Origin of the sequence: Kribbella lupini (assembly GCF_039529595.1) — a bacterium.
In the GTDB taxonomy this organism is placed as follows: domain Bacteria; phylum Actinomycetota; class Actinomycetes; order Propionibacteriales; family Kribbellaceae; genus Kribbella; species Kribbella lupini.
This window is the reverse complement of sequence record NZ_BAAANC010000001.1, coordinates 2,139,898-2,158,242: the sequence shown is the minus strand read 5'-3', so window position 1 is coordinate 2,158,242 and position 18,345 is coordinate 2,139,898. Positions and strand designations below refer to the sequence as shown.

The 18,345-nt window shown below is 71.3% G+C and carries 19 protein-coding genes; 11 read left to right on the top strand and 8 right to left on the bottom strand.

The window, feature by feature from the left end:
• Positions 1 to 3 precede the first annotated feature (3 nt).
• Entirely contained in the window at positions 4 to 912 is a 909-nt protein-coding gene (locus tag ABD235_RS09890) for an NADP-dependent oxidoreductase (RefSeq protein ID WP_344172277.1), read from the bottom strand.
• Positions 913 to 1,058: 146 nt separating this feature from the next.
• On the opposite strand from ABD235_RS09890, the gene ABD235_RS09885 reads away from it, so the two are divergent.
• Positions 1,059 to 1,667, top strand: coding sequence for an HD domain-containing protein (locus ABD235_RS09885; protein WP_344172275.1), 609 nt, complete (start codon positions 1,059 to 1,061; stop codon positions 1,665 to 1,667).
• 80 nt (positions 1,668 to 1,747) lie between these two features.
• Entirely contained in the window at positions 1,748 to 1,936 is a 189-nt protein-coding gene (locus tag ABD235_RS09880; protein WP_344172273.1) for a hypothetical protein, read from the top strand.
• On the opposite strand, the gene ABD235_RS09875 is transcribed toward ABD235_RS09880, so the two are convergent.
• Genes ABD235_RS09875 through ABD235_RS09865 form a run of 3 tightly spaced genes read right to left on the bottom strand, consistent with a single transcriptional unit; the run spans position 1,933 to position 5,620 of the window.
• Positions 1,933 to 3,006 (bottom strand): zeta toxin family protein, encoded by a 1,074-nt coding sequence (locus tag ABD235_RS09875; RefSeq protein ID WP_344172271.1) that lies wholly within the window; start codon positions 3,004 to 3,006, stop codon positions 1,933 to 1,935. The genes ABD235_RS09880 and ABD235_RS09875 overlap by 4 nt on opposite strands.
• A 41-nt stretch (positions 3,007 to 3,047) precedes the next feature.
• A complete protein-coding gene (locus ABD235_RS09870; protein ID WP_344172269.1) occupies positions 3,048 to 4,757 on the bottom strand; it encodes a cation:proton antiporter in 1,710 nt (569 codons plus the stop codon).
• Between the two features lie 11 nt (positions 4,758 to 4,768).
• Positions 4,769 to 5,620 carry an SDR family NAD(P)-dependent oxidoreductase gene (locus ABD235_RS09865; RefSeq protein ID WP_344172267.1) on the bottom strand — a complete coding sequence of 284 codons (852 nt, stop codon included), beginning with the start codon at positions 5,618 to 5,620 and terminating at the stop codon, positions 4,769 to 4,771.
• Here ABD235_RS09865 and ABD235_RS09860 point away from each other — a divergent pair.
• Entirely contained in the window at positions 5,601 to 5,777 is a 177-nt protein-coding gene (locus ABD235_RS09860) for a TetR family transcriptional regulator C-terminal domain-containing protein (RefSeq protein ID WP_344172265.1), read from the top strand. The two genes, ABD235_RS09865 and ABD235_RS09860, sit on opposite strands and share 20 nt — an antisense overlap.
• Here ABD235_RS09860 and ABD235_RS09855 read toward each other — a convergent pair.
• On the bottom strand, positions 5,751 to 6,914 hold the full coding sequence (locus ABD235_RS09855; protein WP_344172263.1) for a PrsW family intramembrane metalloprotease: 1,164 nt from the start codon (positions 6,912 to 6,914) through the stop codon (positions 5,751 to 5,753). The two genes, ABD235_RS09860 and ABD235_RS09855, sit on opposite strands and share 27 nt — an antisense overlap.
• A complete protein-coding gene (locus ABD235_RS09850) occupies positions 6,911 to 7,534 on the bottom strand; it encodes a hypothetical protein (protein ID WP_344172261.1) in 624 nt (207 codons plus the stop codon). Before ABD235_RS09850 ends, ABD235_RS09855 begins: the two co-directional genes overlap by 4 nt.
• Positions 7,535 to 7,633: 99 nt before the next feature.
• Here ABD235_RS09850 and ABD235_RS09845 point away from each other — a divergent pair, with 99 nt between their 5' ends.
• The 3 genes from ABD235_RS09845 to ABD235_RS09835 all read left to right on the top strand — a co-directional run bounded on the left by ABD235_RS09845 (position 7,634) and on the right by ABD235_RS09835 (position 11,149).
• Entirely contained in the window at positions 7,634 to 10,168 is a 2,535-nt protein-coding gene (locus ABD235_RS09845; RefSeq protein WP_344172259.1) for a winged helix-turn-helix domain-containing protein, read from the top strand.
• A 112-nt stretch (positions 10,169 to 10,280) separates the two neighbouring features.
• A complete protein-coding gene (locus tag ABD235_RS09840; RefSeq protein ID WP_344172257.1) occupies positions 10,281 to 10,958 on the top strand; it encodes a hypothetical protein in 678 nt (225 codons plus the stop codon).
• Positions 10,955 to 11,149 (top strand): hypothetical protein, encoded by a 195-nt coding sequence (locus ABD235_RS09835; protein ID WP_344172255.1) that lies wholly within the window; start codon positions 10,955 to 10,957, stop codon positions 11,147 to 11,149. The genes ABD235_RS09840 and ABD235_RS09835 overlap by 4 nt, the downstream gene beginning before the upstream one ends.
• Here ABD235_RS09835 and ABD235_RS09830 read toward each other — a convergent pair.
• A complete protein-coding gene (locus ABD235_RS09830; protein ID WP_344172253.1) occupies positions 11,142 to 11,795 on the bottom strand; it encodes a DNA-3-methyladenine glycosylase family protein in 654 nt (217 codons plus the stop codon). The genes ABD235_RS09835 and ABD235_RS09830 overlap by 8 nt on opposite strands.
• A gap of 52 nt (positions 11,796 to 11,847) precedes the next feature.
• Here ABD235_RS09830 and ABD235_RS09825 point away from each other — a divergent pair, with 52 nt between their 5' ends.
• Genes ABD235_RS09825 through ABD235_RS09805 form a run of 5 tightly spaced genes read left to right on the top strand, consistent with a single transcriptional unit; the run spans position 11,848 to position 17,095 of the window.
• Positions 11,848 to 12,984, top strand: a complete 1,137-nt coding sequence (locus tag ABD235_RS09825; RefSeq protein ID WP_344172251.1) for an alkaline phosphatase family protein — start codon at positions 11,848 to 11,850, stop codon at positions 12,982 to 12,984.
• 4 nt (positions 12,985 to 12,988) lie between these two features.
• Positions 12,989 to 14,584, top strand: a complete 1,596-nt coding sequence (locus ABD235_RS09820) for a RecQ family ATP-dependent DNA helicase (protein ID WP_344172248.1) — start codon at positions 12,989 to 12,991, stop codon at positions 14,582 to 14,584.
• Between the two features lie 15 nt (positions 14,585 to 14,599).
• Positions 14,600 to 15,814, top strand: a complete 1,215-nt coding sequence (locus tag ABD235_RS09815; protein WP_344172246.1) for a mannosyltransferase family protein — start codon at positions 14,600 to 14,602, stop codon at positions 15,812 to 15,814.
• Positions 15,815 to 15,826: 12 nt separating this feature from the next.
• Positions 15,827 to 16,336, top strand: a complete 510-nt coding sequence (locus tag ABD235_RS09810) for a histidine phosphatase family protein (RefSeq protein ID WP_344172244.1) — start codon at positions 15,827 to 15,829, stop codon at positions 16,334 to 16,336.
• A 60-nt stretch (positions 16,337 to 16,396) separates the two neighbouring features.
• A complete protein-coding gene (locus ABD235_RS09805) occupies positions 16,397 to 17,095 on the top strand; it encodes an HNH endonuclease family protein (protein ID WP_344172242.1) in 699 nt (232 codons plus the stop codon).
• Here ABD235_RS09805 and ABD235_RS09800 read toward each other — a convergent pair.
• Entirely contained in the window at positions 17,092 to 18,231 is a 1,140-nt protein-coding gene (locus tag ABD235_RS09800; protein WP_344172240.1) for an alkaline phosphatase PhoX, read from the bottom strand. The two genes, ABD235_RS09805 and ABD235_RS09800, sit on opposite strands and share 4 nt — an antisense overlap.
• Positions 18,232 to 18,345: the final 114 nt, after the last annotated feature.

The following is an 18,345-nucleotide window of genomic DNA, read 5'->3' as shown; positions in this document are numbered from 1 at the left end:
GCGCTACTCGGCGACCGTGATGATGGTCCGGCCGGACCCGGGCTGGAAAGCGGCCGCCGCCTCGGCCAGCGGGACAGTGGCGGTGACCAGCGGGGTGAGGCGCCCGTCCTGCAGGCGGGTGGCGAGCTTGACCAGCTGGTCGCGGTTGGGCTCGACGACGAAGAAGACGGCTCGGGCGTTGGCCGGCTGGACGGTCGGCGGCGCGGCGATCGTGACGAAGGTGCCACCTGGCCGGACCAAGGCGGCCGAGCGCTCGCCGGCCTCGCCTCCGATGACGTCGAGCACCACATCGACAGGGCCGGCCTTCTCGAGATCCGATCCCGCCAGGTCGACGAAGCGGTGGGCACCGAGCTCGGTCGCGCGGGCCTGGTGCGCGGCGCGGCCGGTCCCGATGATGTGGGCGCCGATCTCCTGGGCGAGCTGAGCGGCGACCGAGCCGACGGCGCCGGTGATTCCGTGGATGAGGACGGTCTGGCCCGGCTGGAGGTTGGCGTGGTCGAACAGGGCCTGCCACGCGGTCAGCCCGGAGATCGGGAGGGCGGCCGCGGTGACGTGGTCGACGCCGGCCGGCAGCGGTGCCAGGTTGCGGGCCTCGACGGCGACGTACTCCGCGAGCGTGCCGTCGCGAAGCCAGTCGGTCAGCCCGAAGACCCGCTGGCCGATGGTCAGGCCGGTGGTGCCGTAGCCGAGGTCGACGACGACGCCCGACACCTCGTGGCCGGGGACGCTGGGCGTGCGGTCACGGCCGGCGCGATCGGTCCACGTGCCCGGCCAGTCCAGTTCGCCGCGGGTGACACCGGCGGCGTGGACCTGCACGATCACGTCGTTCTCGGCGGCGTGCGGGGAGGGCAGCTCGGTGAGGGACAGTCCGTCGATGCCGGCCTGACGGTCCTGGACAGTGATGGCTTGCATGTTGACGACTCTAGGCGCGCGCGGGGTGCTGTCGGTGGGCCACTTCGGGACGGTGTTGCTGGGCCGCTTGGCCGGCGCAAGTGGCCCACGGTCACGCCGTCGGAATGGACCAACGACGCGGGCCGCTCCCGGCGTACCGTCGAAGTATGATCATTTTCAACGACCTGGTGATCCCGGCGACCTCCGCCTCGACGGCGGCGCTCGACGTCGCCACCGCGTACCACTCGCCGGCGCTGCTGAGCCACTCGCGACGGGTGTACGTGTGGGCCGCGGCGCTGGCCCGCCAGGAGGGCATCGCCTTCGACGACGAGCTGCTGTTCGTGGCGGCCATGTTCCACGACCTCGGCCTGCGGCCCGAGTTCGACAGCCACACCGTCTCCTTCGAGGAGGCTGCCGGGCACGTCGCCCGCGTCTTCGCCGCCGGCGCCGGCTGGTCCGGCGAACGCCAGGACCGCCTCGCCGAGGTCATCGTCCGGCACATGTGGCCGGACGTCGACGTGAACGACGACCCCGAGGGCCACCTGATCTCCCGCGCCGCGGCGCTCGACATCGTCGGCCGGAACCACGACCAGCTCACCCCCGAGTTCCGCGCCGAGGTCCTGCGCGAGCACCCGCGCCTCGGGCTCACCGACGAGTTCCTCGCCTGCTTCCAGGCCCAGGCCGAGCGCAAGTCCACCAGCACCGCCGCCCGCGCGATCGACACCGGCCTGAGCACCCGGATCGCCGGCAACCCGCTCGATCACGAACTGTTGTAGAACTCGTCGATCGAGGCCTTGTCCGCTTCGCTGCTGCCGCCGTAGCATCCCGGCTTCGCGACAGCTGAGAGGACGACGCCATGTGGGGCGGTAAGAAGAAGGCTGTGCAGGATCCGGCGAACGGTGGCTGGCAGTCCGGCCGGAAGGCCAAGCGGGCGCCGGGGTCGGGCGGTGGGATCAAGGGCAAGACGGTCGTCGACCCCAAGGGCAAGGTGATCAAGAACCTCGCCGGTCTGAAGCGCAAGGAAGGCAACGAGCACGGCGTCTAGTCGGTGATCCCGGCGGTCGCCTTGTGGAAGGCGACCGCGTCGGGATGGAGATGGGGTTGCGCCAGGGCGAGGACCGCCCTGGCGCCCTCGACGGTCTTCTCGCGGACCCACGGGATCGGCGCCGACAGCCCGCGGCGCTCGTACGCCGTAACGGCTTCGAGGAAGCGGCGGGACTCGACGATCGACCACTGGCGATCGCGTTCAGCGGCGATCGCCTCGGCCGCGGCAGGGTCCCGATGCCAGCGGCCGTCGGGGCTGCGTTGGTTGCCGTACAGGAGTTCGCCGTTCGGACGGAAGACGCCGATCAGGTCGGCGTCCTGCTCAACTGCGTGGTGCTCCGGGGTGATCGGTTCGGCGAGCCGGCCGCAGCCGAAGGCTTCCAGGGCGCGGAGATGCCGATCCAGTACGCCGAACCGCTGGGCCGCGTCCGAGGTGGCGACGATCGCGACCTCGACGCGGTAGCCGGCGGCCTTGAAGTCGCGGGCGACCTGCTCGTGCGACGACTCCAGGACGACGTCGAAACGCTGGGCGCGGGCGTACTCGATGGCCTGATCGGTCCACCGGCTGCAGTCGGGTGCCGGACGTGGCTCGTCGTCGATCGGGTGCCAGAAGTCGGGATGGTAGGGCTCGTAACGGTCCGGGCTGATCACCACCGGCTGCCCGCGACGGTCGAGGAGGTCACGCACGAGCGCGGTCACGGCCGGCTGGCTGACCATGACGACGACCGGGTCGCGCTGCGGCGTACCGGTCAGCTCGTTCGGGACGATGCGCTCGCGAAAGACGCGGTCGCTGTCGAACGCCGGCTGTGCCTGCGGGGGAGGAAGCGCCTCGGCCAAGAGGTCCTCGGCGTCCGAGTAGATCGCGGCGACCTCGTCCACGGCGTACGGCGTGAGTGCGCGCCGGCGTACGGCCCAGGTGGCCTGCAGTCGTTGCCAACTGCCGCGCGCCCGGACGTCAGCCGCGGCGCAGAAGCCGATCACCTGTGCGGCGCCTTCGAGGGCGGTCTCGTACCGGACGGCGTCCTCGGTTGACCAGCTCGCCGGCTGCAACCCGGTCAGGACGCTCGCCACGGTCGGGAACGATAGCGACCCGGTCCCACCGGACGCCAGGGTCAACTCGATTTGACGCGCTGCTCGATGGTGTCGAGCAACGTCTCGACCTCGCGGTAGGCCGCGGAGCTGTAGGCGCCGATGCTGCGCTCGCTGCCGAGGGCGTCGCGCATCGCGTCGAGGTAGCGGCGTTGCACGATCAGCATCTGCTCGTGCGTGTCCGGTCTGGTCTCCCGCAGCTCGCGGGTCCCGGCGACGAGCCGGGGCACGATGCGTTCCTTCATCGTGCTGACCAGCTCGGGGTCGAGGGGTTCGCCGTCGATGGTCTGCTCCTCGAGCGGGCCGAGGGTGTCGATCGCGGACTCGCCGACCCGCCGGAGCAGCGCCTGGACGGAGTCGCGCTCGTCGTCCGCCGGGCGGAAGTTCATCCGCGCGATCACCATCGGCAGGGTCAGCCCGAACAGCACCAGCGTGATCAGCGCGACCAGGAAGGCCGCGAGAACGACGGTGTCGACGTGCGGCGTACCGGCCGGGATCGTCTGGACGGCGGCGACCGTGACGACGCCGCGCATGCCGGTCCACCCCAGTACGGCGTACCCGCGCCCGGTGATCGGTTCGCGCTCCTCGAACTCGACGTCGGCCCGGCCGCGGGCGAGCCGGCGACGGGCCCAGGCGATCCGGTTCTCCTCGCGCCGGTCGGCCGGCGTCATCGCGTCCAGGTGCTCCTCGAACTGCCCGAGCCTGGCGCGGGTCTGCTCGTTGCGGGCGGGCCGGGCGAACCGCTCACGCAGCGCGGGCCCCGCCAACCCGGCGAACCGCAGCGCGACCAGCAGGGCCACCACGAGGAGCACCAATCCGGTGATCTCGCCGGTGGTGGTCTCGGTACGGGCGGCGTCGACCAGCTCGGGAAGTTGGTAGCCCATGGCAAGGAACACGGCGCTCTCGAGGATGAAGCTGATCGTCGTCCAGGTCGTGGCCTGGGTCTGCCGGTCGCGGGCGCTGAAGCGTTTGCTGCCGAGGGCACCGGTCAGCAGGCCGGCCATCACGACAGCCAGTACGCCGGACGCGTGCGCCTCCTCCGCCGGGAAGTACGCGAGGAAGGGGACCGCGAAGGAGATCGTCGTGTTGAGCACCGGATCGTCGAGGCGCTGCCGCAGCAGCGCGGTCGCCCAGCCGACGACGCCGCCGATCAGCACGGCGCCGACCACCGCCCAGCCGAACTCCAGCACCGTCTCGCCGATGCTGAAGCCGGAGGTCGCCGCGATCGCGGCGACCGCCGTCCGGAGGACGACGAGCGCGGACGCGTCGTTGACCAGGCTCTCGCCTTCCAGGACCGTCATCAGTCGCGGTGGCAGACCGACGCGGTGACCGATCGCCGTGGCGGCGACCGCGTCGGTCGGTGCCACGACGGCGCCCAGTGCGGTGGCGAGGGCGAAGGAGATGCTGGGGAAGACCGCGTGCACGACGGCGCCGATGGCGAGCGCCGAAACGATGACCATGGCAACGGACTGCCAGGCGATCAGTCCGAAGTTCCGGCGTACGTCGAGCACGGGCAGCTGGACGGCCGAGGCGTACAGCAGCGGTGGGAGGACGCCGGCCAGGACGAGCTCCGGGTCGACGTGGATCGTCGGGGTGCTGGGCAGGTAGCTGGCGCCGATCCCGAGTCCGACCAGCAGGAGCGGCGCCGCGACCCCTGTGCGCCGTGCGAACACCGACGCCGCGATCATGATCGCGAGCCCGGCACCGGCCACAAGCAGGAACTGATGGTCCACGCGACGGCAGTCTAGATGGACGGCCGGCCGGGCCAGGTGAACGCGGGGTCGCGCGCGTAGTCGTCGCGGCGCCACTCCAGGGCCGTCTTGACCATGTCGTGGGCGCCGGTGCCGATGATCTTGCGCAGCGGCGGTTCGGGTTCGTTGAGCAGTTCGAGCAATGCCTGGGCGGCGACAGCCGGCGACTCCTCGGCCGACGGCTCTGCCTCGCTGAGTATCGCCGCCGTGGGGTAGTCCGGCATACCGAGGATGCCCTCGCGCGTTCCGTCGTACGCCGGGTTCGCGCTGGTGAAGCTCATGCTCGAACCGAACCAGTCGGTGGCGAACCCGCCCAGCTGCAGCAGGTGCACGCCGATGCCGAACGGCGCGACCTCGGCCGCGAGGGCTGAACTCAGACCCTCGAGCGCCCACTTCGACGCGTTGTAGGCGCCGAACAGCGGCAGGTGGCCGACCGCGCCGACGGTCGAGACCTGCACGATCCTGCCGGAGCCGCGGGCGCGCAGGTGCGGGAGCACCGCCTGGGTCACCCAGACCGCGCCGTACAGGTTGACGTCGAACTGGGCTCGCAGCTCGTCCTCGGTCAGCTCCTCGACGGCGCCGACCAGGCCGTAGCCGGCGTTGTTCACCACGACGTCCGGCGTACCGGTCGTCGCCACCACGTCGGCGACGACGCGGTGCACCTGCGCGTGCGAGGACACGTCGAGGCGCCGGGGGATCAGGCGGTCGCCGTACTGCTTGACCAGGTCGTCGAGTACGCCGTCCTGACGGATCGTCGCGACGACCCGGTCACCGTGCTCCAGCGCGGCCTGCGTGAACGCACGGCCCAGACCCCGGCCGGCCCCGGTGATCATCCACAGCCTCATCGGCGGTTCCTCTCTCGACGTCGCGGTCGAGCTGGTCTTCGGGCCGATCTACCACCGCTGGATCCTGCGGACGCATCCGTTCGACGAGCCGTACGCCGACGCGCTCACCGGCCTCGCCGTACGGGCCTTGTCAGGTCTTGCTGCGGAGGCGGAGTAGCTCGTTGCGGGCGTGGGTGACGGCGGGGGAGTCGTTGCCGCCCGCGTAAGCCAGCTCGCGAGAGAGGTCCGAGGCGGCCTCTTGGAGGTGGCGGGCGGTTCTGCGGCTGTGGAGGTGCTTGCGGTACGCCCGGCGGTCCTTGTGGAGGCCGCTGACGGCGTCGAGCAGCGGTGGGTCGATGGCGCCGGTGGCCAGCTCGGGGGTCAAGAGCGCGCGGGTCCAGACGCGTTCGGTGCGAGCGGCGTGCCGCAGGACGTAGAAGAGCGTGATCAGTTCGACGACCGCGATGGCGAACGGCAGGCCGGCGGCCAGGTACCCGACGCCGTCGCTCAGCCCGGCGACGTCGTCCCAGGCGAAGTGGAAGGCCATCGCGGTGAGCATCGTCAGGACGCCCCGGAGGACGTTGCGCTCGCCGCGGGCACGGCCGAGAACCCACATCAGGCCGGCGCAGAAGATCGCGCTGAACAACGCGTGCGACACGATCCCGGCCGCGCCGCGGATCAGGAACACCTGCAGCGACGTACCGAACTGGTCCACGCCGTACTGCTGGGCGGCGCCGTTGTAGACGTACAGCACGTCCTCGAAGACCTGGAAGCCCAGGCCGATGAACGCGCCGATGATGAACCCGTCGTACGCGCTGCGCACCAGCCGCGGCGCGAGGCCGATCAGCAGGACCAGGCCGAGGGCCTTGCCCCACTCCTCGTTGATCGGGGCGGTCAAGCCGGCGCCCCAGTCCGCGGCGAACGACGGGCCGCCGACCTTGGTCCAGATCTCCAGCAGCGCGCCGTTCGCCGGGAGGGCGATCCAGAACGTCGCGGCGATACCGCCCCAGGCGAAGCCGGTCGCGAGCAGCCCGGCGGGCTGGGCGGTGAAGCGGTTGTGGTGGCGGAGCAGCAGCAGCCACGGGATCAGGTACAGCCCGAACAGCAGTACGCCGCCGGCCAGTGCGCGGGAGTAGAAGGAGCCGCCGGCACCGAAGTACTTGAGCATGGTCAGCGCGCCACCGCCGATGCCGAGCAGGTAGACCCAGAACGCCAGGTTGTGCGGCTGCAGGAACCGGAACGGTTGCCCCCAGCCCGATTCCTCGATCGCCGCGAGTTGCGCCGTCCGTACGTCCGAAACTGTTGTGTCGCTCATCGGGCCGCTCCCGGCGTGATGCTGCGCAGCAGGGCCGCGACCTCGTCCTGGTAGTGCTCGAACTGGCCGGCCGCCGTACGGATCCGGACGAGCAGGGCCGGTGCGGCGGCCACCGTCTCGGCGTTGCCGATCGCCATCTTGAACGCGGCGTCCACCTCGTCGTCGCCGCTGGCCGTCGTCCTGGTCTCGACGACTCCGACCAGTCCCGCGCCCGTCGTCAGCGTCCCGCGATCGCCGCTCATCCCCGGGCGATCGCCGTCGGCCCGCTCGACCTGGTCGAGGAACGCGTCCGCGCTGCCGTCGTACGCCGAACCGTTCAGCTGGATCGTCGCGCCACCGCTGGCCAGGGTGACCTGCAGGCTCGTCGCGCTCCCGCCGGTCAGCGTCCCGCTCTCCAACTGCCACCCGGCCGGCGGCACGGCCGTCGCGCCGTTCCCCAGCTCGAGCACCTGCCCGGCCTTGATCTCGTTGTGCCACGGAATCGCCGAGTTGAGCGCGGGCAGCCCGTAGATCAGCACCAAGGCGATCAGCAGCACGATCAACCCCGGCCGGAACGTCCGCCGATCCAGCCCGAACCACCGATGCTCGACCGGCACCCACTCACGTGTTCCCACGGCCATGACGCTCCCCTTCCGGCCAGTTCACTGTACGTGCGCGGCCGCCGGGTCGTGGTTGCGACGAGCCGTGCCGCCGGTCGGCCGCGCGCTTACGCTGAGCGCATGCCGGTCCTTGGCACGAAGGTGCATCTGCCGTCGCCGCGCCGGCGGCTGGTGGAGCGCGCCCGGCTGGTCGATCCGTTGAGTACCGACGAAGCGCCGCGGTTGGTGCTGGTGGCGGCGCCGGCCGGGTTCGGCAAGACCACGGTGCTGGCGCAGTGGCTGGCGTCGCACCGCCGGGTGGCTTGGTTGGCGCTGGACCCGGGTGACTCTGAGGTACGGCGGTTCGTGACGCATCTCGTGGCGGCGATCCAGACGGCTGAGCCCGGCGCTGGTGCCGAGGCGCTGGCACTGCTGGACGACGGTGGAACGACCGACGCCGTACTGGTGAGTCTGGTGAACGAGCTGGGCGGTCTGACCGGACGGACGGTGATCGCGTTCGACGACTACCACGTCATCGACTCGGTCGCCGTGCACGAAGCGGTCGGCTTCCTGCTGGAGAACCTGCCTTCGCGAGTCACCGTCGCGATGACCACCCGAGCGGATCCACCGCTGGCGCTGGCCCGGCTGCGGGCGCGGGGTGAGTTGGTGGAGATCCGCGCGGCCGAGCTCCGGTTCACGGCCGACGAGGCCGAGGTGTTCCTGAACGACGTGATGGGGTTGCGGCTGGAGCCCGCCCTGGTGTCCGCGCTCGAGGAACGGACCGAGGGATGGGCGGCAGGGCTGCAGCTGGCTGCCCTGTCCGCGCGGACCCGGGCGGATGTGGCGAGGTTCGTCGAGGAGTTCTCCGGGAGCCATCGGTTCGTGCTCGACTACCTGGTCGAGGAGGTGCTGGATCGGCAGCCGGACGACGTACGGGCGTTCCTGCTCGACACGTGCGTGCTCGACCAGCTCAGCGGCGGGCTGTGCGACGCGCTCACCGGTCGGTCCGACGGGCAGGCGATGCTGGAGACGCTCGAGCGGGAGAACCTGTTCGTCGTACCGCTGGACGACGAGCGGCGGTGGTACCGCTACCACCACCTGTTCGCCGACGCGTTGCGTGCTCGGGTCGCCGGTCGCGTCGGCGACCTGCACGCCGCGGCCAGTCGCTGGCTCGCCGCGAACGCGCTGCTGGTCGACGCCGTCCCGCACGCGATCGCGAGCGGGGACCACGAGCACACGGCCGACCTCCTCGAGTTGGCGGAGGCGCCGCTGCGTCGGGATCGGCAGGATCGCCTGCTGCGCGGCTGGCTGGCCGCGCTGCCCGAGGACGTCGTACGGCGTCGGCCGGCGCTCGCGATCCAGGTCGGGTGGAGCCGGCTGTCGGAGGGCGACTTCGAGGGCGTCGAGCAGTGGCTGGATGCTGCCGAGGCGGGGCTGAACGTCAGCGAGGGTGAGCTGCCGGCGATGATCGCGGTCTATCGGGCGTCGGTCGCGCAGGCGCGTGGCGATGTCGGCGGGACGGTGTCGCACGCTCGCCGGGCGCTCGCGCTGGCCGGGCCCGAAGATCACTTCCCGCGCGGCGCGGCGGCCGGGTTCGTCGGTTTGGCAGCGTGGGCTGCCGGCGATCTCGGTACGGCGGTCGACACGTTCTCCGAGGCGGTTGTCAGCCTGCGAGCGGCCGGGATGGGAACGGACGCGCTGGGCGCGACGGTCGTGCTCGGAGACCTGTGGCTGGCACGCGGTCAGCCCGTCGAGGCGCGCCGGCTGTACGAGCGGGCGGTGGTCGCGGCAGAGGCACGTCCGGGGTTGTCGGTCACGGGCGACCTGCACGTGGGGCTGGCCGACGTACTGCGTGAGCAGGGCGAGCTCGACGCGGCCGCGGAACAGCTCGAGATCGCTCGGGCGCTCGGTGACCGAGCGTCGTTGCTGGAGAACCGGCACCGTTGGTACACGGCGTCGGCCGCGTTGCTGCGGGCCCGAGGTGATCTCGACGGCGCCGTCGGCATGCTCGATCAGGCGGAGCCGCTATATCGGCCGGGCTACTTCCCGGACGTGCGGCCGATCGCCGCGATCAGGGCGCGGGTATGGATCGCGCAGGGGCGGCTCGACGATGCGCGGGCCTGGGCGCGGGAGCGTGGCGTCACGCCTTCGGATCCGCCGGTCTATCTGGCGGAGTACGACCAGTTGACGCTCGCCCGCCTGCTGATCGCCGAGGGCCGCGCGGCTGAGTCGCTTGGTCTGCTCGACCGGGTGCTGGAGAAGTCGGTCAACCCGATCGAAGGGCGGCTGGTCCGGGCCATGGCTCAGCGCGCGAACGGCGAGACGCAGGCCGCGCTGACTGATCTCACGGCTGCTCTCGCAGCGGGGGTGCCCGCGGGGTATCGCCGGCTGTTCCTCGACGAGCCGGTGGTGGGGTTGCTCGAACAGATCGGTGGGTCGTACGCCGACCAGCTGCTGCTGGGGAGGCCTCCGGCCGCGTCCGGGGAGGGCCTCAGCGAGCGTGAGATCGAGGTACTGCGGCTGCTGGCGACCGAGCTGAGTGGCCCGGAGATCGCGCGCCGGCTCTTCGTCTCGGTGAACACGCTGCGCACCCACACCAAGCACATCTTCGCCAAGCTCGACGTGAACACTCGCCGGGCCGCCGTACGGCGTGCTGCCGACCTCGGCCTGCTCTGAGCCGGTCACCACGCTGGTCATCAGATCGGGTGATGTGGTCTCACCACCTCGGTTCCTAGCGTCAGGGACATCGCCGGACCTCCCGTCCGGCACCGAGCGCCAGGAGTCCAGCATGAACCTCACCGCGAACCGTCTCACCGCCGCTGCCGGTCTGTGCGCCGTCGCCGCGGGCGCCACCTTCGTCGGCGTCCAGATCAACCACCCACCGTCCGACGTCGCGCACGTCGTCACCACCGACGTCGCGATCCGCGAAGGCGCGAAGGCCGTGATGGCCGTGCTGGCCCTGGCCGGGATCACCGGCATGTTCGTGCGCAACCGCCGGCAGTTCGGGCTGCTCGGTCTGGCGGGATACGTGCTGCTGAGCATCGGATACTTGGCGATCTTCGCCGTGCAGTGCATCGTCGGCTTCGTGCTCCCGACGGTGGCATTGACCAGCCCGGGCTACGTCCAGGACTTCATCGACGGAGCCGTCGGGCGCGCCCCGGCCGGCGAGATCGGCCGCGCGTCGGAGCTGTTCCTCACGGCCGGCCTCGGGTACGCGGTGGGCGGCCTGCTGTTCGGCATCGCGCTGTTCCGCGCCGGGGTGCTGGCTCGTTGGGCGTCGGTGTTGCTTGCCTACGGCACCTTCTCCGCGCTCGCGCTAGCCGTCCTGCCCGAGTCGTTCAGCCGCCCGTTCGCCGTGCCCACGGGGATCGCGCTGATCGGCCTCGGCGTCTCGCTCTACCGCGACCAGCGCCGCCAGGCCAACGAGGCACCGGCCTCCGAGCTGCCGGTCGCAGCAGGCCGATGAGCGCCACGTACGAGCTTCGCGTCGAAGGCCACCTCGACGACCACTGGTCAGGCCGACTAGGCGCCCTCACCCGCAACCCCGACGGCACCACCACCATCACCGCCACCCTGGCCGACCAGACCCAGCTGTACGGCGTACTGACCACCCTCCGCGACATCAGTGCCGTCCTGCTGGAGCTACGCACTACCTGACGGCGAGGTTCTCCCACCAGCGCCAGAGGTAGAGGCAGGCGAGGGTTCGGTAGGGGCGCCACGGCTCGGCGATGCGTTCGACGTCGGCCGGGCGGGGGATGGAGGGGAGGGCGTACTCGCGCTCGACGGCACGGCGGATCTCGAGGTCGCCGGAGGCGAGGACGTCGGGGCGGTTGAGGTGGAAGATCAGGTAGATGTGGGCGGTCCAGGTGCCGATGCCCTTCACCGCGGAGAGCTGTGCGGTCACCTCCTCGTCGGGGAGGAGATGGAGACGGTCGAGCTCGAGCTCGCCGGCCAGGACGTGCTCCGCGAGGGAGCGCAGCGAGACGGTCTTCGCGTGTGAGAGGCCGGCCGACAGGCGGAGTTCGTCGGGGTCGGTGGCGAGGATCTCCTCGGGACTCGGCGGGCGCCCGCCGAAACGTTCGTGCAGGCGCTGGTAGATCGCCCGGGACGCGATGGTGGAGATGTTCTGGCTGACGATGGCCCGGACCAGTACCCCGTAGTGGTCGTTCGGCAGGTCGGGGTCCTCGACGTCCGGAGCCGTGGTCAGGGGACCGCCGGTGGCTTGCACGACCTGGTCGATGATCGCGCCGAGGACGGGGTCGGCGCCGCGCAGGTGGGCTTCGGCTGTGGTGATGCTGGTCAAGGGACACCGTCCAGGTCGGTTGCTTTCCGCCAGTCTGGTTCAGACTAGGGGTGTGGAGAAGGTGCGGACGTTGGCTGGGGTGGGGCCTTCGGTGCTGGCGGGGTTGGGGGTCGACGGCGCTTTCGACGTGCTGGGGCTGCCTGCTGCGCGGAAGGTTTGTCTGCTGGTGGTGGACGGGCTGGGATGGGAGTTGTTGCGGGCGCACGCGCGGGACGCGCCGTTTCTGGCGTCGTTGGCCGGCGAGCCGATTGCCTCGGGGTTTCCGTCGACCACGGCGACGAGTCTGGCGTCGTTGGGGACCGGGCGGTTGGCGGGGGAGCACGGCGTGGTCGGGTACACGTTCGCGGTCGAGGGCGAGCTGCTCAACGTGCTCGGGTGGCACCGGCAGGGGGAGGGGCTGGATCTGCGGGAGCGGTTGGTGCCGGAGGAGGTGCAGCCGGGGCGGACCGTGTTCGAGCAGGCGGTCGCGGGTGGGGTGCCGGTGCGGCTGGTGGCGCCGCGGGAGATTGCGAAGAGTGGGCTGACGCGCGCCGTACTGCGGGGTGGTGAGGTCCGGGGCGTGTACGCGCTGGGTGACCTGATCAGCCAGGTCCTGCAGGCGCTGCGGGAGAGCGATCGGATGCTCTGCTACGCCTACCACGCGGATCTCGACGGGATCGGCCACGGCTACGGGCCCGGGAGTGACGCCTGGTGCCACCAGCTGGGCGTGGTCGACCATCTCGCCGAGACGATCGCGAACGGGCTGCCGCCGGACGCGATGCTCGTGGTCACCGCCGACCACGGGATGGTGGCGGCGGCCGAAGACGACCGGATCGACTTCGACACCGAGCCGGACCTCCAGTACGGCGTACGGGTGCTCGGCGGCGAGGGCCGCGTGCGCTACCTGTACGCCGATGCCGCCGCCGTCGACGACGTGGTCGACAACTGGCGCGGCGTCCTCGAGTCCAGGGCCCAGGTGCTCCGGCGGCAGGAGGCGATCGACCAGGGCTGGTTCGGCCCGCGGATCGCGGACGGCGTACGGGCTCGGATCGGCGACGTCGTGGTGGCCGCGCGGGGATCGACGGTGGTCGTGCGCTCGAAGGCCGAGTCCCGCCTGAGCCGGTTCGTCGGTCATCACGGGTCGCTGACCGATGCCGAGCAGCTCGTCCCGTTGCTGGTTGCGGCGAACGGGCGCGGAGGGGGAAGCTGACCCGATGCAGGACGTCGCCGCGCTGGCGCGGGAGCGGTTGGGGTACGACGTGCTGCGGCCTGGGCAGGCCGAGGCGGTCGGGGCGGTGCTCGACGGGCAGGACACGCTCGCGGTGCTCGCCACCGGGACGGGCAAGACGGCGATCTACCAGCTCGCCGGACTGGCGTTGGGTGGACTGACGATCGTGGTCAGCCCGTTGGTCGCGCTGCAGCGGGATCAGCTGCGCGCGTTGTCGGCGGCCGGTGCGGAGGTCGCGGAGCTGAACTCCGGCGACCACGCCGGGCAGCACCAGGCACGCGCGATGCTGGCGGAACGCCGTACGGGCTTCGTCCTGATGTCACCGGAGCAGCTCACCCACGTAGACGTGCTCGACCTGCTGGCGGCGTCCCGGCCACACCTCGTGGCCGTCGACGAGGCGCACCTGGTCAGCGAGTGGGGGCAGGACTTCCGGCCCGACTACCTCCGCGTGGCCGCGGCCATCCGCACGATGGGCCGGCCGCCGACTCTCGCGCTGACCGCGACCGCCGCACCGCCGGTGCGCGACGAGATCGTCCACCGGCTCGAGATGCGCTCGCCGGCCGTGGTCGTCGGCGGTTTCGACCGGCCGAACCTCAACCTCGCGGTGCACACGTTCGCCGACGAGGAGACCAAGAACCGCCGCTTGCTGAGTCACGTCCGGTCGTCCCGCGGACCGGGCGTCGTGTACGTCGCGACGCATCGTCACGCCGAGGAGCTGGCCGCGGAGCTCGGCCTCGCCGGGGTGTCCGCGCAGGCTTACCACGCGGGCCTGGCGGCGAAGGAACGCCGCGACGTCCAGGACGGCTTCCTCGCCGACCGGTACCGGGTCGTCGTCGCGACCGTTGCCTTCGGCATGGGAATCGACAAGCCCGGGATCCGCTGGGTCAGCCACGCCGAGGCGCCGGGGTCGGTCGACGCCTACTACCAGGAGATCGGCCGCGCCGGCCGCGACGGCGAGCCCGCCGACATCGAGCTGTTCTACCGCCACGCCAATCTCGGGATCAACCGGTTCTTCGCCTCGGGCGGTGTCCGCGACGAGGACCTGTACGCCGTCGCCGCCGCGATCGACGAGCACCATCCGGCCGACATCGCCGAGCTCGCCGCGACGAGCCGGCTCAGCCCGGCCCGGGTCGAACGCGCTTTCGGCCGGCTGACGGACGCCCGGGCGGTCACGGTCACGCACCGGTTCAAGCTCGCCGCGCGCACCGACGTCGACCAGGCCGTCGCCAAGGCGTCGGCGGTCGAGCACGACCGGCGCGAGGTCGCGCGCTCCCGCGTGGAGATGGTCGCGGCGTACGCCGAGCACAGCGGCTGCCGGCGCGAGTTCCTGCTCAGCTACTTCGGCGAGCGGTACGACGGCCCGTGCGGCAACTGCGACAACGACCTGTCCGGCCGGACGGCGGCGCCCGCGGCCGAGCAGCCCTTCCCGGTCGGCAGCCGGGTCAGGCACCGCACGTTCGGGCCGGGCCTGGTCGAGCGGTACGACGGGACGACGATGACGGTCCTGTTCGACCGGGTCGGCTACAAGGAGCTGCGGACCGCGTTCATGACCTACAACCACCTGCTCGATCCCGAAGCCTGATCCCCGAGAAGGGGAATGGGGGCTGCGGGCAAGTACGGGGTGATGACGCACACCAGTACGGCGGAACGACCCGCCCTGTCCCCGGCGTACTCGCGACGAGACTGGCTCACGCCGGTGGATCGCAGGGTGCTGTACCTGTACGCGCTGACCCGTGTCGCCGTCTGGACGACCGCGTACTGCGCGCGCTGGCTGTTCCCCGCGGACGCCGAGACCCACGACCCGGGCAAGCTCGCGGCGGCGTTCCAGCAGTGGGACTGGTACCACTTCCGCGACATCGCCCGTGACGGGTACTTCCCGGGCACTACCGGGCCGTGGACGGAGGGCTGGGACAACCGGGAGGCGTTCTTCCCCGGCTTCCCGATCGTCCTTCGGGCGGTCCACACCGTGCTCCCGCACTGGACGCTCGCCGGCGTGCTGATCTCCTTCGTCAGCGGAGCGGTCGTCGTGCTCGCGCTGGCCCGGATCGTCCGGCTGGAGCGGCCCGGGACCAGCGCGGACCGGGACGCCGTGCTGTTCTTCCTGCTGTCGCCCTGCGCGGTGTTCCTGGCCGCGGGCTACTCCGAGGCCCTCTTCCTGGCGTTCGCGCTGCCGGCCTGGCTGGCTGCTCGGCGTCATCAATGGGCGCTGGCGGCGTTGCTCACGGCGCTCGCGACCTCGGTGCGGATCACCGGGTTGTTCCTGGCGGCGGCGATAGCCGTGCACTTCGTCGTCACTGCCCGCGGGCACCGGAAGTGGTCTGCTATCCCGTGGCTGGCCGTCCCCGGACTGCCGGTGGCCGCCTACTTTCTCTACCTCTACGCGAACACCGGTGACCTGATGGCGTGGAAGCACGCCCAGGAGCGCGGCTGGTACCGCGACCTCACGGCGCCGTGGCACACCTGGTCGACCACGTGGACCGCTGCTTTCGACCACGTCCAGACCACGGGGTACGCCGCGATGTTCCAGGCCGAGTTGGTGGCCACGGTCGTCGGTGTGGTTCTGCTCGCGCTGCTCGTCCGGCGTCGGCGCTGGGCGGAGGCGACGTACATCGGGCTGAGCCTGTTCGCTCTCGGTACGTCGTACTGGTTGATGTCGATGCCCCGGGCAACGCTTCTGTGGTGGCCGCTGTGGGTCGGCCTGTGCGTCTGGAGCCTGCGCAATCCGTGGGTCCGGACGACCTATCTGTGCGTCGTGGCCCCGCTGTCGACCGTCGTCGCGCTCACCTTCTTCACCGGCCGCTGGGCCGGGTAGTAGCTTGTCCGGATGCTCGTCCTCGTCCGCCACGCCATGCCCGTCCACGGGCCGGAGACGCCCGCGCGCGACTGGGTGCTCGGTCCGGAAGGGCGGGAGGCCGCACGCGAGCTGTGCGCGCGGCTTCCGGCCGGCGCTCGCCTGGTCGCGAGTACCGAGCCGAAGGCGATCGCGACGATCGAGCCGCTCGGCCCGGTGATCACCGATCGGCGCTTCGACGAGATCGAGCGGGTCGAGGCGTACGACGGGGACTTCCGGACCCGGCGCCGGGCGTACGTCGACGGCGTCGACCACGACGACTGGGAGCCGCGGGAGGACGTCGTACGGCGGTTCGCAGCCGGCGTCGCCGAGCACGTAGCGGCGGCGGACGGACGGCCGGTGATCGTCGCGTCGCACGGGATGGCCGCGACTTTGTGGCTGACGGCAACTATCGGCCTGGAGCAGCCTGCGGCCTTCTGGGAGGACCTGCGCTTCCCGGATGCGTGGGTGGTCGGGACGGGGGCGGTCGAGCGACTCGGATAGTCGACGCGCGTCGGCGCGTGCGGCGGGGAATGACGGGCTTCCGCCGGTAACTTTCCGTCGGTGATCCGCCTCCTGCTTGTTGCTGTCCTGTTCCTTTCCGGCTGTACGGTCGCCGGCGCCGGGCCCAGGCCCACCCCGCGACCCAGCTCGCCGCCTCCGTCGATCGCCAAACCCCAAGGCGCGACCGCCAAGGCGATCGACGCGGAGCTCCGCGGCGCCCGGGTCATCGCGAAGCGGCCCGAGGTGGCCGGGTACACCCGCGACAAGTTCGGGCAGAGCTGGACCGACGACCACAACGGCCCGGGTGGGCACAACGGCTGCGACACCCGCAACGACGTCCTGGCCGCACAGCTGACCGCCGTCCACAACCGCACGGCGAAGAGCTGCGTCGTCGTCGAGGGCACCCTGACCACCGAGCCGTACACCGGTCGTCGCGTCGAGTTCCGCAAGGCCACGGCGTCCAAGGTGCAGATCGACCACATCTACCCGCTGTCCAGGGCGTGGGACATGGGAGCCGCGCGCTGGCCGGCCCAGCGCCGCGTCGACTTCGCGAACGACCAGGCCGCCAACCTGCTGGCGGTCGACGGCCCGGCCAACGCGTCGAAGAACGACTCGGGCCCGGGGGAGTGGATGCCGCTCAACCGGGCCTACCGCTGCGTCTACGTGCTGCGCTACCTCCAGGTCGCCCGCAAGTACGCCCTGCCGATCACCGCCGCCGACCGCGACACCGCCCGAACGATCATGCCGACCTGCCGCTAGCGAAACGAGCCGGTGACTTCGTAGGTGATCCCGCCGCTGCTCGACCCGGTTGTCCCGCGCTGAGACGAGAAGTACAGCCGGTTGCCCGCCGGGTTGAAGGCGACGCCGCACAGTTCCGAGCCGGACTGGCCGGTGACCCGGAGGAACGGCGCGACGACGTCGTTCGGGGTGATGACGCAGATCTCCAGGTTGCCGCCGTCCTCGGCGACGAACAGGTCGCCTGACGAGGTGCCGGTGATGTTGTCGACGCCGGTCAGCGGCGGGTTCGGGGTCAGGCCGTCGTCGTACGCGATGGCGATGGTGTTGCTGACCGCGTTGTAGGCCCAGACGCGGTTGTCGCCCTTGGTGGTGAAGAAGCAGGTGCCGTTGCGGTAGTAGCAGCCTTCGCCGCCGTTGAACTGCTTCATGCCCGAGACCTGCTTGCGGGTCCGGGTCGGACTGCCGTCCGGGTCGGGAACGGTGACCCACGACAGGGCGCCGCCGGACTCCCGCAGTACCTGCAGCGTGCCGGCCGACAGGTTGCCCCAGGTGGTCGGGACGAAGCGGTAGAAGCCGCCGTCGGGGGTGTCCTCGGTCAGGTAGACGACGCGGCGATCGGGGTCGGCCGCGGCGGCCTCGTGGGCGAAGCGGCCCAGGGCCGGACGGCGTACGGCGGCCTTGGCGCCGTACGGGTCGGTCTCCCAGACGTAGCCGAGGTCGGTCTCCTCGCACGACAGCCAGGTGCCCCACGGGGTCGCGCCGCCGGAGCAGTTCTGCGTCGTACCGGACAGGATGCGGTACGCGCTCGTGATCGTCCCGCTGCTGTTGAAGCGGAGTGCGCTGGTCCCGCCGTTGCCGCTGCCGACCTCGGAGTTCGAGACGTAGATCCAGCCGGTGCCGTCGGCGAAGCAGGCGCCGCCGTCCGGCGCGTTGTGCCAGGTGTACCCGCTGACAGCGCGGGTCGAGCGGGCGAGCACGCGGCTGGTGAAGCCTTGCGGAAGCATGATGCCGTTCGCGTCCGCGGCCTGCAGTCCGCCGTACGGGCTGGGGCCGGTCTGGGCCGGAAAGGCGAGCGCCTGCGGCGTCACGCTGAACCCGAAGGCGACCGAGGCGGACGAACCGATGACGGCGGCGCGGAGGAAGCTTCGACGATCCACGACTGACTCCTGACGGTGACGAGGGCGGAGCCCTCAGTGAACCGGGGCGACATGAACAAGATCTGAGTTCGAGATGATCGGTCCGCCGACGGCCGAGGAGAGTTAGGGTTGGCG